This is a genomic window from Actinomycetospora chibensis (genome assembly GCF_028737215.1).
GTDB lineage: Bacteria > Actinomycetota > Actinomycetes > Mycobacteriales > Pseudonocardiaceae > Actinomycetospora > Actinomycetospora chibensis.
Map to the genome: position 1 here is coordinate 334,062 of NZ_JAQZAM010000001.1, position 14,137 is coordinate 348,198.

Sequence of the window (14,137 nt, forward strand, 5' to 3'; positions counted from 1 at the left end):
GAGGTCGATCGGCGGCTCAGACCGTCAGCACGATCTTGCCCTGGATGTGCCCGCGCGCGGCACGTTCGTGGGCCTTCGCGGCGTCGGCGAGCGGGAAGGTGCTGTCGACGGCGACGCGGAGGGTCCCGTCGTCGAGGGAGCCCGCGAGTTCGGCCAGCTGGGCGCCGTTCGCGCGCACCTGGGTGGCCGAGGTCGTGACGCCGAGCGCGGCGACCTCGTCGGGGTCGTACTCGGCGGGGTAGAGCGGGAACAACGCGCCGCCGCGCTTGAGCGTGCGCAGGAACCGCCCGCTGTCGGGACCGCCGACGCAGTCGAGCACGAGATCGAGGTCGTGCGCGACGTCCTCGGGGCGGCGCGTGGTGTAGTCGATGAACTCGTCCGCACCGAGGTCCACCAGGAACGACTCGTGCGCGGCCGAGGCGACCGCGACGACGTGCGCGCCCCGGCTCTTCGCGAGCTGCACCGCGAGGTGCCCGACACCGCCTGCGGCGCCGTTGATCAGCACGGTCGTCGTGGAGTCCAGCGTCCTCGGTCGGTGCTGCGCGGCCTGGAAGGGCGAGGGGTGATCGTGGCCGAGCTCGATCAGGAACTGCCACGCGGTGAGGCCGGCCATCGGCGCTCCTGCAGCGTGCACGTGGTCCAGGCGCGCCGGCTTGCGCGCCAGATCCGCGGCCGGTGCGGCGACGTACTCGGCGTACGCCTTGCCGCCCTCCGGGGCGGGGAAGCGCAGGAGGCCGAAGACCTCGTCGCCGACGGCGACGTCGTCGACGTCGTCCGCAGTGGCCTCCACGACGCCCGACACGTCCGTCTTCGGGATCAGGGGCAGGTTCAGCGTCGGCCGCAGCTCGGCCGGCACGTCGGGCATGCCCTCGCGCAGGTACCAGTCGGGAGGGTTCACCCCCACGGCGTGGACGCGGACGAGCACCTCACCGGGTCCCGGCTCCGGAACGGGCACCTCGTCGGGGCCCAGCACCTCCGGGCCGCCGAACTCGTGGAGCCGGACCGCCGTCATCGTGGTCGTCGGCATCGCCACCTCTTCCCCGTCGGAGTACGACTATCGTGAGCGGAGCAGTGCCCCGAATATAAATGGGGGCAGTGCTCCGGTTGTCAAGGTGGGTAGATGCGGGCCGACGCCAGGAAGAACTACGACCACCTGCTCGACGTGGCGCGCGTCGTCGTGGCCGAGCAGGGCGCCGACGCGTCGCTGCGCGACGTCGCGCGACGGGCGGGGGTCGGGCTCGGCACGCTCTACCGGCACTTCCCGACCAGGGAAGCCCTGCTCGAGGCCCTGCTGCGCACGAGCTTCGACGAGCTGACGTCGCAGGCCTCCGCCCTCGAGGCCGCGAGCCCGCCACGCGAGGCCCTGCGGTCCTGGCTGCGCGACTGCGTCGCGTTCACCACCGCGTACCGGGGTGTGACCGAGCTGATGGTGGCGGCGATCGAGGATCCCGGCTCCGCGCTCCACTCCTCGTGCGTCGCGCTGCGCGCCGCCGGCACGCGGCTGCTCGTCCGCGCCCAGGCCGACGGCACCGCGCGCACCGAGCTCGACGGGACCGACCTGTTCGCGCTCGTCGCAGCCCTCGCCTGGCTCAGTGACCAACCGGCCCTCGCGCCCCGCGCCGATCACCTCTTCGACGTCGTGGCCCGCGCCGTCCTGACCTCCTGAGGGCGCGCGAGGGGCGTCCGCGGAGCGCCCTCCGGCAGACCGCTCTCGTCGCTCGTCACGTCGTCGGTCGACCGGGTCAGCGGTGCTCCGTGCTCTCGCGGCCCAGCTCCGCACCCACCCACGCGAGGAGCCGATCGCCCGGTGGTGCCCCGACCTGACGACCGACCACGCGCCCGGACCGCAGCAGCAGGAGCGTGGGGATGCTCCGGGCCTCGAAGCGGGCGGCGACGGAGGGCGCGGCGTCGACGTCGACCTTGACCACCTTGAGCTGCCCGGCGTACTCGCGCGCCGCGCGCTCCACGACCGGTGCGACCATGCGACACGGCCCGCACCAGGCGGCCCAGAGGTCCACCAGCACGGGCAGGCGAGCACCCTCGGCGATGTCGGCGAAGTCGCGGTCGTCGGCGTCCACGATCCAGGGCAGCGCGGCGCGGCAGTGACCACACCGTGGGCTGCCGGCTGCGGCCGGAGGGATGCGGTTGGCACGCCCGCACTGGGGGCACGACACGGGCAAGGACATGCTCGGAGCGTCCGTCGCCCCGCGGAGGCTGGGCCAGGGCCGTCCGGGCGTCCCGAGGCGGGCCCTTCGACGCGGGACCGGCCACCCGGGGCCGACGGCGACGGCGCCGAGCTCCCACGACGTCGTTCGAGCCGCCCGCGGCTCCCCTGACGTCCCGGTCCCCACCGGAGATCATCAGGGCGTGCCGACCGCCGGCGCCACCGAATCGCCACGCCGGACGTCGGCGACGGTGGCGTCGACGAAGAGGATCGGCGAGGTGCGGATGTTCCGGTCCTCGACGTCGAAGGACGGCCTGTTCTGCACCTGCAGGTGCAGGTGGGGCTCGCCCGAGTTGCCGGAGTCACCGACCTGGCCGATCACCTGGCCGCGCCGCACCTGCTCGCCGAGCCGGACGCGGACGCTGCCCTGCTGCAGATGTCCGTAGAGGACGTAGTGGCCGCCACCGATGTCGAGGACCAGGTGGTTGCCGGCCATGTCGTGCCGGGTGGCTCCACCGACCGGCAGGTCGGGGAGACCGTCCACGGCCTCGGTGATCCGTCCGTCCGAGACGGCGAGGACCGGTTGGGAGAAGATGGCGAAGTCCTCGAGGCGGCTCCCGTCTCCGCGGTGTGTCCTGTCGTCGACGACGCCGACGAAGTCGATGGCGTCACGCTGCACGGCGAGCGTCCAGTGGTTGTTGACCAACGCGCTCCGCCCCGCCGAGACGGCCTCCCATCGAACGGCCAGCGGAAGGCCGATCGCCACCGGATCGCGGGGCGCGGTCACGGTGCCGACGAGCTGGGCGACGAGGACCACCGAGCCGACCATGGCCAGCAGGTTGCTCATGAGCGATATCCGCTGCAGCGGGAAGGCGACCAGGACCACCGCGACGGCCAGGCCGACCCAGAACGCCGCGGTCACGAACGGCTCGGCACCGGGGAGGTAGGACCGCCAGACGAAGAACGTGCCGGGAAGTCCGGCGGCGGCCAGCACCGCGAGGAAGAGCCAGAGGTTCGCCGCCTGGAGCCCGAAGGGCCGCCGTGTCAGGCAGCCCGGCGGGCACGCGCCGGCACGGACGCGACGAACGACCATGACGACGGGCAGGACGACGGCGAACACGACCATCGCGATCACCGTCTCCCCCGCCTGGTAGGCGCGGGCGCCGGCGACGAGCCCCGTGACCCCGAGGATCAGCTCACGGTGCCCGACGACGGCCGATGTGGGGAACTCCCGCGTCTCGGCCAGGCGCGGGATCGCCACGCACACCGAGGCCAGAGCACTCAGCACGAGGGGTACGAACTCGAAGGACACCCTGCCGACCAGGAGATCCGCGCCCGACGCGACCGGCACGAAGGCGACCGTCGTGAGCGCGGCCAGAACGAGGTTGCGCGGGGTCGCGGCGACGCCGCGGTGCCGGTGACGTGCGTCCGACTCGACCGAGAGCATCACGAGCACGCCCAGGACGACCACGACGACGAAGGCCGGCAGATCGAGCACGCCGAGAGCGGTCACGACGAACCACGTCACCGCCAGCCCGCCCGCAAGCCACCGCGTCGACAAGCCGCACCTCCCTGGTCAGAGACGGGACGCTCCTGTATCGAGAGATCCCGGCGACCGTGTGGTCCGCTGAGGAGCCGCCCGTCCCTGCCTCTCGGAAGCGACCCTGTCGCGCCCGCACCGCCCGCCGCAGCCTGCGAAGGTCCCCTCACTCCGGACCGAAGGACCACAGCCGGACGCTCCGCCCGCTCCTCGCGGGATCGGACCGGAGCGACGGGCCCCACGACCGTCCGAGGCGAGGTCGCACGGCCCTGGGTCGAAGCCTGACCGGCAGGTGACGCTTCCCGTCATGAGATCGTCCACGGTCTACCGTGTCTGGCTCCCGAGTTGGCTGGGTCTGCTGCTGCTGGCCGTGCTCAACGGCACGGTCCGGGGCACGATCCTCCAGCCCCGGCTCGGCGAGGAGACCGCGCGCCGTGTCGCGACCGTCGTGCTGCTCGTGGCGTTGACCGCCTACGTACGCCGGCTGCAGCGACGTCACCCGATCCCGGACGCGCAGCACGCGTGGGTGGTCGGGATGTCCTGGGTCGTGATGACCCTGGGCTTCGAGTTCGGCTTCGGACGGCTGGTGGCCAAGCTGGCCTGGTCGGAGTTGCTGGCGGACTACGACGTGCGGGCCGGTCGCATCTGGGTTCTGGTGCCCCTGTGGACCGCCGTCGCTCCCGAGGTGATGCGCCGCCTCACGCTCCCGCAGGCGCCCCACGAGCCCGAGACACGATGACGCCCACGGTCGCGGTGCTCAGCTCGGCCGTCGGCGTGGCGTTGATCGCGATCGCACTGTTCGACGTCTTCGCCACCCTGTTCTCGCACCCGCGGCGGCACTCGCTGAGCCGGGCGGAGATCCGTGCGACGTGGTCGGTGTGTCATCACCTGCCCGGGTCGCGGACCCTGGCGCTCGCCGGCCCCCTCTCGTTCCTCGTCGTCGTGACGAGCTGGACGATGTTCCTGGGCTTCGGCTGGGCACTGGTGTACTGGCCGTGGATGCCCGAGGGCTTCCTGCTCGCGACGGAGCTCGGCGCCGCCGGCACGAGCCTGCTCGACGCTCTGTCCTTCTCGCTGGTCACCCTCAGCACGCTCGGCTACGGCGACGTCTCGCCCTCGCACGGGCTGCTGCGCGTGGCTGCGCCGCTCGAGGCCCTGCTCGGGCTGGGGCTGCTGACCGCGAGCGTGTCGTGGTTGCTCTCGATCTTCCCCGTGCTCTCCCGGCGCCGCGGCCTGGCCTACGAGATCCGCCTGCTGCAGGAGGTCGGGAACGACAGCGCCGACCCCGGCCCGCCGGAGCCGCTGCCTGCGAGCGTGTACGCCGACCTGACCTCGCGGCTGGTGGCCAGCGAGCGCGACCTGGTCACCTTCCCGATCACCTACTACTTCCACGACGACGACGTGCGGTTCGCGCTGCCAGCGGTGATGAGCCATCTGCTGGACCTCGCCGAGCTGGCCCGCCGACAGAGCACCTGCCCCGACGCCCACTTCCACGGCGGGCTGCTGCTGCGGGCGATCGACGATTTCGCCGCCGGCCTCGTCGGCCGCTTCGGGCTTCCTGGCGACTCGACGCGGGAGGTGCTCGAGGCCTACGCCCGCGACCACGTCGTCGGAGCCGTCGGGCCCGGGTAGCGTTCCCCGGGGCCTCGCCCTCCCGCCCGACCGGCCTCCGCAACCCGGAGGACCGGGGGGACGTGCTCGCTCAGCCTGTGGCGCGATGACGTCGCCGACGTGTCCCCACGACCGGCTCCAGCGCCACGGTCTCGGTCTCGGTGGCCTGTCGGATACCGGTGGGAGCGGGCCCCTCCCCCGCAGCATGGTTCCCCGTCACGGTTCGACGATCGCACGTGGGTCGCCGTGCCGGGCAGGCATCTCCGGGCCCTCGGTCGCGTCCCGACGGGCCCACCGGCCCTGCTCGACGGGGCTTCACAGTGGGGATCTGGTCTCCTCGGCCCGAGCGGCCGGGTTCGACGACAGGAGGAGATCCATGGCCACCACGACGCGGGGCCGGCGCGCCGGTACCCACGAACGCACCGATCCCGCAGCAGCGACGGCGGCGGGCACCTCGACCGAGACCGCCACCACCGCCACGGCGGAGAGCGCGACCGACACCGCACAGCCCGCACCGTCGGGCGGCATGTCCGGCGCCCTCGTCCGCGGTGCCCGTGCGGTCGTCGGCACGTTGAGCGCACCGGTCTCCGACAGCCTGCTCGGCCGGCGCCCGCGCGTGAGCACGATCGCGGTGGACGAGCGCGTCGAGGACGATGCCGTCGTCGTCGACGCTGAACTGCCCGGCTTCGCCCCCGGCGACATCACCGTCGCCGCTGAGGGCGGTCGGCTACTCCTGCACGCGGTGCGCGACGCCGGTCCGGAGAACGCTCGACCGGACACCGCCCGCCAGCGGCGCCGCGAGCGGCGGACGGGCACCTTCCACCGCGAGCTCGCCATCCCGCCGGACACCGACCCGTCGACGATCACCGCGTCCTACGCCGACGGCGTGCTGACCGTCCGCATGCCCCTGCCGGCGCCACGGACGCCGACTGAGCGCGTCGAGATCCCCGTGCGGCACGACGAGCGGGCCGCTGGCGGCGACACGGAGGGCGGGAGTCCGTCCTGAGCGCGACCCTCGAGCCGCGCGCCGTCGGGCGGTGAGGAGGCGGGCGCCGAGGAGGCGTCAGGGCCCGGGTGTCGTGGGCACCAGAGCGGTGAGACGGAACCGGAAGAACTCCCGTCGGCGGGCGCCGGGCCCATCGGGGTACCAGCCCACCGCACCGCTCGCGGGGACGATCGAGGTGCCGAAGCGCCTGATCGCGGACACCCGCCCGCCGAACGGGTGCGCACCCCAGCGGCCGGTGCCGCCGGGGTCGCCCCACCGCATCGTGCGGAAGGCCCGCAGGTGGCCGCTCTCGTCGAGGTGGAGATGGAGGTCCACCGGGGTCTCGCCGACCGCGAACCGCACGCGCAGGTGCCGGTCGTCGACGACGGTCCACACGACCTCCGGGGCCGGCAGAACAGCCGCGGGCGCCCAGATCGCCTCGGCACCGCAGCGTCCGGCGGCGCTGCGCGCGACGTCGGACCCCTCGACGTCGACCAGGGGCACCAGGCCCGCGAGGCTCCAGCGCATCCGACCTGCGCCGGCGCCTCCCGTGTCCGCGCCGCGGATCAGCCCACCGACCGTCGCCGACCAGCGGAAACTCTGTCGTGGAGCGAGCTCCTCCTCGGCGCGGAGCGGGAGCCAGAGCGGTCCGAGCCGCAGCCATCCCCGCATCCGCAGACGCACCGCGGGGACCACCGGCGCCCCCGGGAGAAGCGATCCCGCGAAGTAGCGCACCACTGCGGGCGGCACCCGGTCGCGCAGGTCGCAGGGCCAGAACACCGCCGGCCCGGGCTCGGGCGCGGCGGAGCCGGCGGTCGGGGGCGGGTCGGCGGGTGTCGCGGCCTGTGTCCCGGGGCCGAAAAGGTCGTCGAGGTCTCGCTTGGTGATCACCTGACGACCTCCTGCGTGTCATCCGCCCGCTGGGCGGTCTCCGAGCCGTCGACCCCGACGACGACCGAGCCGGCGCGGTCGACCACCAGGGCTCGGGGCATGGTCCACGTCCTCCGTCCTGCCACGATGACGGCGGAGCGGGCGGTGTCGACAGGGTCCAACGGGCCGGGGCGCCGGGACGATCGGGGCGGGTCAGCAGACCAGCGCACCTCGGGTCACGAGCCACCTCCGCGAGCGCCCGACGTCACAGCGCTCCCGCGTGCGGGTGCTGACCGAGGTGACGCGATCAAGCGTCCGGCCACCGCGGGTCCGTCCCCCCGCGGGCCGGGCACGACGGTCACCGCGCAGGGCGCCACCCGGATCAGCCGGAGCAGCCGACCGGGCGACCAGGCGCCGCCGACCGGAAGGACGAGCTCGTCGGCCCCGAGGTCGCGTGCGGCACCGATCACGGCTCGCGTCGGCTCCTGTGGCCAGGAGAGCACCTCGACCTCGGGCCCGCCCGCACCACGCGCATCGCCCCCGTCCCGGACCGCACCCGCCACCGGCGCCACCACCGCGAGCGACGCGTCCCGGACGGCCCGGACCTGCTCGTCGACCGTGGCGGACGGCCGGCGCCCCCGAGGCCAGTCGAGTCGCTCGGCCGCGGGGACGAATCCGACGACCACGACGACCCGGTCCCCGCCGCGGACATGGCGCAGCGCCTCGCGCACCGTGCCCTGCAGTGCCTCCCCGGCACAGGCGACCGGCACCGCGTCGACGCCGACCACGACGAGACGACCCCGCCGCGCGTCGACGCCCGAGCCGGCCGTGCCCGCCACCGAGATCGGGCATGACGCGTGGTGGAGCAGCTCGCGCAGGGTGCGGCCCGCCCTCGCCGGCCGACCGACCACGAGGGCGTCGTGGGCCGCCGCGAGGAGCACGTCCGCCGGGCGCCCGCGGCACCAGGACAGCGACACCGGCGGGGCGTCGGGCACACCCGTCGCTGCGGCGACGCGGCGGGCGAGGTGTCGCAGCGCCCCCGTCTCGCTCTCGACCACCGCAGGGTCGGTCCCGGCGGCGCACCCCGAGGTGATCCCGTCCGCGGCCCCGCCGGTGACCGCCCGGACGGCGTGCACCGCAGCACCCTCGCGCGCGGCACGATGCAATGCCCACTCCAGAGCCGCCAGGGACGCCTCGTCGTCCCCGAAGCCCACCGTGACCTGCGTCGTCGAACCCGTCATCGGTCCTCCTCGCCCGGGGGTACGACCGTGACCGGGCAGCGGCTCCGCAGGATGCAGCCGAGGGCCACGGGACCGGTCGGACGCCCGTGGACCGCGCCGCGTCCCCGGTGGCCGATGACCAGCAGATCCGCTCCGTCGGCGGTGTCGGCGAGCACGTCCGCGGGAGCTCCGGCGACGCCGACGACCTCGGTCGCCACATCGGGCACCGGGGCCGCCGCCGCGCGGCGGGCGGCGACCACCTGGTCCACCAGCTCCCGAGCACGCGCCGTCGCGCCCGGCCCCGGGTCGGGGATCGGAGGAAGCGGATCCAGGGCGAACAGCTCGGCCCCGTCGTGGGGCGGTGGGTGGGCGACGACCGCCCGGACCCCGGTGCGCCGCCGCGCGGCCTCTCCGAGGGCGTGGTGCAGCGCGGCGCGGGACCCGTCGGAGCCGTCGACCCCGACCACGACCGCGGGGCCCTCGACCCGGGTCACGGGGCGGCCGCCGGCGCCGTGGTCCCCGGGACCGGTGCTCCGGAGGGCATCGCCCGGACGACCGTCACCGGACACGGGGCATGCAGGACACAGCCGAGGCCCACCGATCCGAGAAGGGCCGAACGGATCGGCCCACGGCCGCGGTGGCCCACCACCAGCAGATCGGCCTCCCGGGCGGCGTGCACCAGCGCCCAGGTCGGGCGCCCGAGTCGGGCCCGTACCTCGACGGGCACCCGATCCGCGTCCGTGGCCCCGGCCAGGAGCTCGTCGATGTGCGCCCGGACGCGCCGCTCGGTCGACTCGCGCACCGCCTCCGGGTTCACGGGGAGCGACTCGACGTCACCTGCCGCGAGCACGGGGCTGTCCGCGGCCGCCACCGCCAGCACCCGACCGTTCCGCCGGTGGGCCTCCTGCACGGCATGCCGCAGCGCGGCGTCGGCGTCGCGCGACCCGTCCACCCCCACGACCACCACGGGACGTCCGTCCTCGTTCATTCCGCTCTCTTCTCGACTCCTCGTGGTGGCCCCGGCGCGTACGACGACCGGTCACGTCCCTCCGCCTCGGTCCGGCCCTGCGCCGCCCGGCCACGGTCGAGGGATTCCGGCAACCACACGCCGCGTTCGAGGAGGTCGAGGACCAGGAGGACGGCCATGAGCATGGGGGCCAGGAGCGCCGGGACCCAGAGCCAGGCGATCACGAGACGTTCAGGCTCCCTGCGGAAGGTCCGCCGAGGTGGCGCGCTCGACCGACGAGGCCAACCAGGCGGCGGCCTCGTCGAGGGCGTCGTTGCCGAACACGCGCATCGGGAAGGGCACCAGGAGCCCCGCGAGGTGGACGAGCTCGGCGACCCAGTGGATGTCGCTCACGAGGGCGTACCCCTCGATCTCGTGCCACAGGCCGGGATGCCGCATCCACGTCCCGGCCTTCTCCCACACCGCGCCCGCGGTGAAGCCCTCGTACTCCGGGCCGAGCTGCAGCAGGACGCGCAGACGTCGGCCGTCCGCGCGGGCCTCCTCGAGCATCGACTCGACCACGCTCGCGTAGTCCTCGGCGGTGATCGTCCCGACGGCCTTGATCGCCACGATGCCCTCGGGCATGTCCGGGATCGTCTCCAGCATCGTCTCCTCCTCCGATCGGTCCTGCTGTGGGATCGCGCGTCGGGTAGCGGCGACGGCAGCCGCGGGGACCGGCGTCAGGGGCGGACGTTCGCCCGGTGGTCCCGGGGTCCGGGGATCTCGGCCCCGGAGCGTGCGTCGCCGGCCGCCGGAACGACCTCGTCCTCGGCCGCGGCCCAGCCGATCGCCACGTCGAGGTCGTCGTAGGGAAATCGACGGACCTCCGGGTGCAGGGCCACGTCGGCGACGGCCGCGCCCGCAGCGGGCAGGACGCCGTCGACGGCGAGTGCGAGGCGCCGGAGGCGGTACTCGTGCCCCGCCACGAAGCCGAGGTGATGCCACAGCGCCGGGAGGTTCGCCCAGCCCGGGACCCGAGGGGCGTGCACGACCAGGCCGCGGAGCTCGCGCACGGACCGCAGCTCGTCGTCGACGGCGGCCGCGAGCGCATCGATGTCCTCGGTACGCAGCGCGCGGTCGACCTCCACGACGACCACCCCGGTCCCGGGGTAGGTCCGGGTGTGGATGCGGGGACCTTCGTGGAGACCCAGGAGCCACGCGACGGCCTCGTCCCGCTGCCGGGTGCCGAACACGCGCAGCGGATACGGCACCGCGAAGGCCGCGACGCGGCACGCCACCCGCATCCACACGAGGTCGGTCACCACGGCGAAGGCCGCGAAGCGTCCGATGGCGCGGGCGCCCAGCCGCAGGTCCTCCCAGAGCGCGGCGGGTGTCACCCCCGCGTAGTCGTCGTCGATCTGGCAGAGGACCCGGAGCCGTCGGTCGGCGCGCTCGGCCTCCTGCAGCAGCGGCAGCACGACGGCGTCGTACTCCTGCCGGGTGAGCAGACCGCCGGCCCGGACGCCGTCGATCTCGGGCGGGACATCGGACAGCTTCTCGATCATGTTTCCTCCGTCGGCCTCGATCGCCCTCCGTCAGCGGGCCGCGACGGGGCCGGGCCGCAGCCGGCCGGCGACGAGCAGCGTCACGCCCTCGATGACGATCTGGATTCCGAGCAGGAGGCCCAGCAGGGACGGGACGGCGATGGTCAGGTTGAAGAGCACGACCAGACCCAGAATGATCGACAGGATCCCGCTGACGATCAGCAGGGAACGGGCCTGTGGCACCTGGGCCCCGGCGAACAGCCGGGTCACGCCCACGACGAGGAACAGCGTGCCCGCCAGGAACGTGAGCGCCGCGGCCCCCGCCAGCGGGTCGCGGACGATGATCACGCCGAGCACGATGAGCACTGCCCCGCCGAGCGCTGCGGACCAGGAGACGCCGGAGTCGCGGCGGACGAAGGCGCCCACCAGCGTCACCACACCCGATCCGATCGCGATCCAGCCCAGGAACAGCACGGACAGGATCGTCGCGATCACCGCGTTGCCCAGCACCAACAACCCGGCCAGCAGCAACAGGATCCCGAGCGCGACGTCCCAGCCGGTCCTGCGTCGTTCCATGACGGTCGCCATGACCATCTCCTTCCGCTCCGTGGCGGAGACGATGCTGGGGGGCGGGTGGTCCCGGTAGGGACCTTCGGACCCGCTCGTGAGGGGGCGTCGGTCCCCCACGACCGGCAGGACGGCGTCGGCCGCGGGTCCGCAGCGGTGAAGGGCCGTTCCGACCGGGCCGGAAGGCCCGGTCCCTCGGGCCCGAGAGCCTCTCGCCACCCCGTGTCGACCCGGCGCTCGATGGCGGTCAGGCGCGTGCGCGGCGCTGGTTCGGAGCCGGAGAGGATGGTGTCGATGTTCGAGTCGGCCCTGCACGAAGGGATCACCCGGGCACAGGAAGGGTTGCGGCGGGCCCGCCGCGAGGACCTCCCCCACGAGGTGACCGCCTACGCCGCGCGCCTCCTGGACCTGGTGGACCGGGCTCGTGAGAACGGGATCGACACCACGGCCTGGGTGGACCCGGAGCTCATGGCCGCCGCACAGGCGTCAGCCGGAGACACCTGAACGTCCGGACCGGAAAGCCACAGCGGCGGGCGGCGCTACTCGCCGAAGGCCACCCGGACGTCGTCGGTCGTGGTCGGTGTCCGGCGTGCCGGACCTCCGCGCCCACTCTCGACGGGGTCGGGCACCACTTCGTCGGCCACGATCGCGGGGTCGATGCGGAGGACCGCGTAACCACCCACGGCCCCGGCCCCGAAGCCGGGAGCGAAGATCCTCGCAGGGCGGTCGATCGCGCCGTCGCGCACGGCATCGTGGATGGCGATGGGAATGCTCGCGGCCGAGACGTTGCCCATGGACTCGATGTTGAAGTAGAGCTGGTCGGCCGACAGCCCGGCCTTGGCGGCGAGGTCGAGGATCATCGTCTTGTTCGCCTGGTGCGGGACGATGAGCTCGATGCTCTCCAGCAGGCTGCGCCCGGGGTCGTCGGGGTCGGTCTGCTCGGAGAGCTCGCCGAGCATCTGGTCCAGGTAGCGCTGCACCAACGACTTGACCTCGGGGCCGTAGACGGTGATGTCGTTGTCGAACTCCGGGTTCGGCCAGATGATCGAATTGACCTCCGACGCCGGACCGCTCGCGTAGGTCTGCAGGACCTCGACGTCGACCGGGGCGCCCTCCGCGGCCGGAGCCACGACCATCGCCGACGCCCCGTCGCCGAAGATCATTCTCGACGTGCGCGCGCTCCCGATCTTGTCGGAGAACTTCTCGACGCACACCAGCAGCACGGGCCGTCGGACCTCCTGGATCTGCCGGACCGCCTCGGCGAGCCCGTAGGGCAGTCCGGCACAGGCGGCGACCATGTCCATCGACGTGTGGGTCTGCGCCAGCCCCAGCTCGCCGGACACCCAGCAGGCGATGGACGGAATCTGGCGGTTGCTGGTGCAGGTGCTGACCAGGACCGCGCCGATCTCGTCGGGGGAGCGGCCGGACTTCCCGAGCGCCGCCCGCGCGGCGTCCAGCGCGAGGTGCTGCGGCTCGCGGGACGTGTAGCGCCGCTGGCGGATCCCGGTCTTGCGGCCGATCTCCTCGGCGCTCATCGGTGACCACGAGAAGCTGGCGTTGCGGATGACGTCGTCGTTGTCGCAGACGTGCTCACCGCGCACCACGGCCAGGGCCTCCAGCGCCGGCCGCACCGCGAAGGCCTCGCGCACCCTCACCGCCGGGTACGGCGTGCGGGGCGACACCGTCTCGACCGGCACCCTCGGCGTCTCCGGGGCGGTGGGGCCCGTGTCGCGCGCCTGCTTGACCCGATCGATGAACGCCGTGACGTCGCGGTTGCGCGGGTGGAAGGTGACGACGAAGTCGTCGGGGCCGATGTCGGCGGGGTGGCGCAGCGTCGTCCGGGAACCGTCCCAGGGATACAGGTTGTGCAGCACCATCGCCCAGCGCATGAGGGCTTCGAGCTCGGGCACCTCCTCGTCGGCGTCGAGGATCTCGTCCACCGGGAAGAGGTGGTGATCGGGATCGTGGTCGGGCATGACGAAGGTCAGGGCCTCGGGTTGCGCGAGGAACTCGGCGACGGTCGGCTTGATCGCCGGGAGCTCGGTGGCGTGGTGGAGCTTGTGCCGGAACACGTCGAACAGCAGGGCGAAGACCCGGTCCTCGGTGTCGGCGACCCAGCGCGGCGGCAGGTCGTGGAACGCACGCTCGACCGCCGCGACCTTGCGGTCACGGTCCTCCCACGGCGTCAGCACCGGGAGGAAGACGTCGTCGCGGTGCCGGGGCACGTCACGCCACCGCATCGGGCGCTTGTCGAACATCGTCATCGAGTACCGGTTGACCCAGAACAGGTTCTGCCCGAGGTCGCGCAGCAGCTCGAAGCGGCTCGGGTAGGAGCCGCTCTCCACGCGGTGGAGGATGTCGGTCCCCGTCGGGGCCTTCGCCTCGAAGTCCCGCTCGATGACGGCGGTGAACTGCTCGAGCGTGTCGAGGACCGAGAAGTCCATCTCGCCGAAGAAGTTGGCCGGGAAGACGAGGCGACCACTCCGGTTGATCACGAACGGCTTCACGGCATCACCTTCGGCGTCCTGCGAGCGATGGCCGGCCAGCCACGTGGTCGCCCACTCTAGGAGAGCGGAGAGGCTGCGGGGTCCGCGCGAGCGCGTCATGGGCCGAACGCGACCCCGCGGCCCTCCTGCGTCGCCGCTGCATCGGTCGGCACCACGGGACGCCCGGGACGCCGGCCGGCCGGT

16 protein-coding genes are annotated in these 14,137 nt (G+C 73.6%); 5 read left to right on the forward strand and 11 right to left on the reverse strand.

What is annotated here, in order from left to right; all coding sequences use genetic code 11:
• Positions 1-16: 16 nt before the first annotated feature.
• A complete protein-coding gene (locus PH189_RS01660) occupies positions 17-1,027 on the reverse strand; it encodes an NADP-dependent oxidoreductase (protein WP_274186991.1) in 1,011 nt (336 codons plus the stop codon).
• Positions 1,028-1,120: 93 nt separating this feature from the next.
• On the opposite strand from PH189_RS01660, the gene PH189_RS01665 reads away from it, so the two are divergent.
• Entirely contained in the window at positions 1,121-1,666 is a 546-nt protein-coding gene (locus PH189_RS01665) for a TetR/AcrR family transcriptional regulator (protein ID WP_274186992.1), read from the forward strand.
• 76 nt (positions 1,667-1,742) lie between these two features.
• On the opposite strand, the gene trxA is transcribed toward PH189_RS01665, so the two are convergent.
• Positions 1,743-2,186, reverse strand: coding sequence for a thioredoxin (trxA, locus tag PH189_RS01670; RefSeq protein WP_274186993.1), 444 nt, complete (start codon positions 2,184-2,186; stop codon positions 1,743-1,745).
• A 174-nt stretch (positions 2,187-2,360) separates the two neighbouring features.
• Positions 2,361-3,725 (reverse strand): M23 family metallopeptidase, encoded by a 1,365-nt coding sequence (locus PH189_RS01675; RefSeq protein ID WP_274186994.1) that lies wholly within the window; start codon positions 3,723-3,725, stop codon positions 2,361-2,363.
• Between the two features lie 286 nt (positions 3,726-4,011).
• On the opposite strand from PH189_RS01675, the gene PH189_RS01680 reads away from it, so the two are divergent.
• The 3 genes from PH189_RS01680 (at position 4,012) to PH189_RS01690 (ending at position 6,321) form a co-directional block, all read left to right on the forward strand.
• A complete protein-coding gene (locus tag PH189_RS01680; protein ID WP_274186995.1) occupies positions 4,012-4,443 on the forward strand; it encodes a hypothetical protein in 432 nt (143 codons plus the stop codon).
• Positions 4,440-5,336 (forward strand): potassium channel family protein, encoded by an 897-nt coding sequence (locus tag PH189_RS01685; RefSeq protein ID WP_274186996.1) that lies wholly within the window; start codon positions 4,440-4,442, stop codon positions 5,334-5,336. The genes PH189_RS01680 and PH189_RS01685 overlap by 4 nt, the downstream gene beginning before the upstream one ends.
• A 355-nt stretch (positions 5,337-5,691) precedes the next feature.
• Complete coding sequence (locus PH189_RS01690; protein WP_274186997.1) at positions 5,692-6,321, forward strand: Hsp20/alpha crystallin family protein; 630 nt, start codon at positions 5,692-5,694, stop codon at positions 6,319-6,321.
• Positions 6,322-6,378: 57 nt separating this feature from the next.
• Here PH189_RS01690 and PH189_RS01695 read toward each other — a convergent pair whose 3' ends face one another.
• The 7 genes from PH189_RS01695 to PH189_RS01725 all read right to left on the reverse strand — a co-directional run bounded on the left by PH189_RS01695 (position 6,379) and on the right by PH189_RS01725 (position 11,468).
• A complete protein-coding gene (locus PH189_RS01695) occupies positions 6,379-7,191 on the reverse strand; it encodes a DUF6544 family protein (RefSeq protein WP_274186998.1) in 813 nt (270 codons plus the stop codon).
• A gap of 215 nt (positions 7,192-7,406) precedes the next feature.
• A complete protein-coding gene (locus PH189_RS01700; protein WP_274186999.1) occupies positions 7,407-8,411 on the reverse strand; it encodes a universal stress protein in 1,005 nt (334 codons plus the stop codon).
• The gene (locus PH189_RS01705) at positions 8,408-8,884 is read right to left on the reverse strand and encodes a universal stress protein (RefSeq protein WP_274187000.1); all 477 of its coding nucleotides are present in this window, start codon (positions 8,882-8,884) and stop codon (positions 8,408-8,410) included. The genes PH189_RS01700 and PH189_RS01705 overlap by 4 nt, the downstream gene beginning before the upstream one ends.
• Positions 8,881-9,378, reverse strand: a complete 498-nt coding sequence (locus tag PH189_RS01710; RefSeq protein ID WP_274187001.1) for a universal stress protein — start codon at positions 9,376-9,378, stop codon at positions 8,881-8,883. The genes PH189_RS01705 and PH189_RS01710 overlap by 4 nt, the downstream gene beginning before the upstream one ends.
• Positions 9,379-9,588: 210 nt before the next feature.
• Complete coding sequence (locus PH189_RS01715) at positions 9,589-10,002, reverse strand: SpoIIAA family protein (RefSeq protein WP_274187002.1); 414 nt, start codon at positions 10,000-10,002, stop codon at positions 9,589-9,591.
• 74 nt (positions 10,003-10,076) lie between these two features.
• Positions 10,077-10,901, reverse strand: a complete 825-nt coding sequence (locus PH189_RS01720) for a SpoIIAA family protein (protein ID WP_274187003.1) — start codon at positions 10,899-10,901, stop codon at positions 10,077-10,079.
• A gap of 30 nt (positions 10,902-10,931) precedes the next feature.
• Positions 10,932-11,468, reverse strand: a complete 537-nt coding sequence (locus PH189_RS01725) for an HdeD family acid-resistance protein (RefSeq protein WP_274187004.1) — start codon at positions 11,466-11,468, stop codon at positions 10,932-10,934.
• 273 nt (positions 11,469-11,741) lie between these two features.
• Here PH189_RS01725 and PH189_RS01730 point away from each other — a divergent pair, with 273 nt between their 5' ends.
• Positions 11,742-11,951, forward strand: a complete 210-nt coding sequence (locus tag PH189_RS01730; protein WP_274187005.1) for a hypothetical protein — start codon at positions 11,742-11,744, stop codon at positions 11,949-11,951.
• Positions 11,952-11,986: 35 nt separating this feature from the next.
• Here the strand turns inward: PH189_RS01730 and PH189_RS01735 are convergent, their stop codons facing one another.
• On the reverse strand, positions 11,987-13,954 hold the full coding sequence (locus tag PH189_RS01735; protein WP_274187006.1) for a 3-oxoacyl-[acyl-carrier-protein] synthase III C-terminal domain-containing protein: 1,968 nt from the start codon (positions 13,952-13,954) through the stop codon (positions 11,987-11,989).
• Positions 13,955-14,137: the final 183 nt, after the last annotated feature.

Bases quoted from the DNA above. Each gene is read 5' to 3' on its own strand.
- PH189_RS01660 (WP_274186991.1), bottom strand. From the start codon at position 1,027: ATGCCGACGACCACGATGACGGCGGTCCGGCTCCACGAGTTCGGCGGC.
- PH189_RS01665 (WP_274186992.1), top strand. From the start codon at position 1,121: ATGCGGGCCGACGCCAGGAAGAACTACGACCACCTGCTCGACGTGGCG.
- trxA (WP_274186993.1), bottom strand. From the start codon at position 2,186: ATGTCCTTGCCCGTGTCGTGCCCCCAGTGCGGGCGTGCCAACCGCATC.
- PH189_RS01680 (WP_274186995.1), top strand. From the start codon at position 4,012: ATGAGATCGTCCACGGTCTACCGTGTCTGGCTCCCGAGTTGGCTGGGT.
- PH189_RS01685 (WP_274186996.1), top strand. From the start codon at position 4,440: ATGACGCCCACGGTCGCGGTGCTCAGCTCGGCCGTCGGCGTGGCGTTG.
- PH189_RS01690 (WP_274186997.1), top strand. From the start codon at position 5,692: ATGGCCACCACGACGCGGGGCCGGCGCGCCGGTACCCACGAACGCACC.
- PH189_RS01700 (WP_274186999.1), bottom strand. From the start codon at position 8,411: ATGACGGGTTCGACGACGCAGGTCACGGTGGGCTTCGGGGACGACGAG.
- PH189_RS01710 (WP_274187001.1), bottom strand. From the start codon at position 9,378: ATGAACGAGGACGGACGTCCCGTGGTGGTCGTGGGGGTGGACGGGTCG.
- PH189_RS01715 (WP_274187002.1), bottom strand. From the start codon at position 10,002: ATGCTGGAGACGATCCCGGACATGCCCGAGGGCATCGTGGCGATCAAG.
- PH189_RS01720 (WP_274187003.1), bottom strand. From the start codon at position 10,901: ATGATCGAGAAGCTGTCCGATGTCCCGCCCGAGATCGACGGCGTCCGG.
- PH189_RS01725 (WP_274187004.1), bottom strand. From the start codon at position 11,468: ATGGCGACCGTCATGGAACGACGCAGGACCGGCTGGGACGTCGCGCTC.
- PH189_RS01730 (WP_274187005.1), top strand. From the start codon at position 11,742: ATGTTCGAGTCGGCCCTGCACGAAGGGATCACCCGGGCACAGGAAGGG.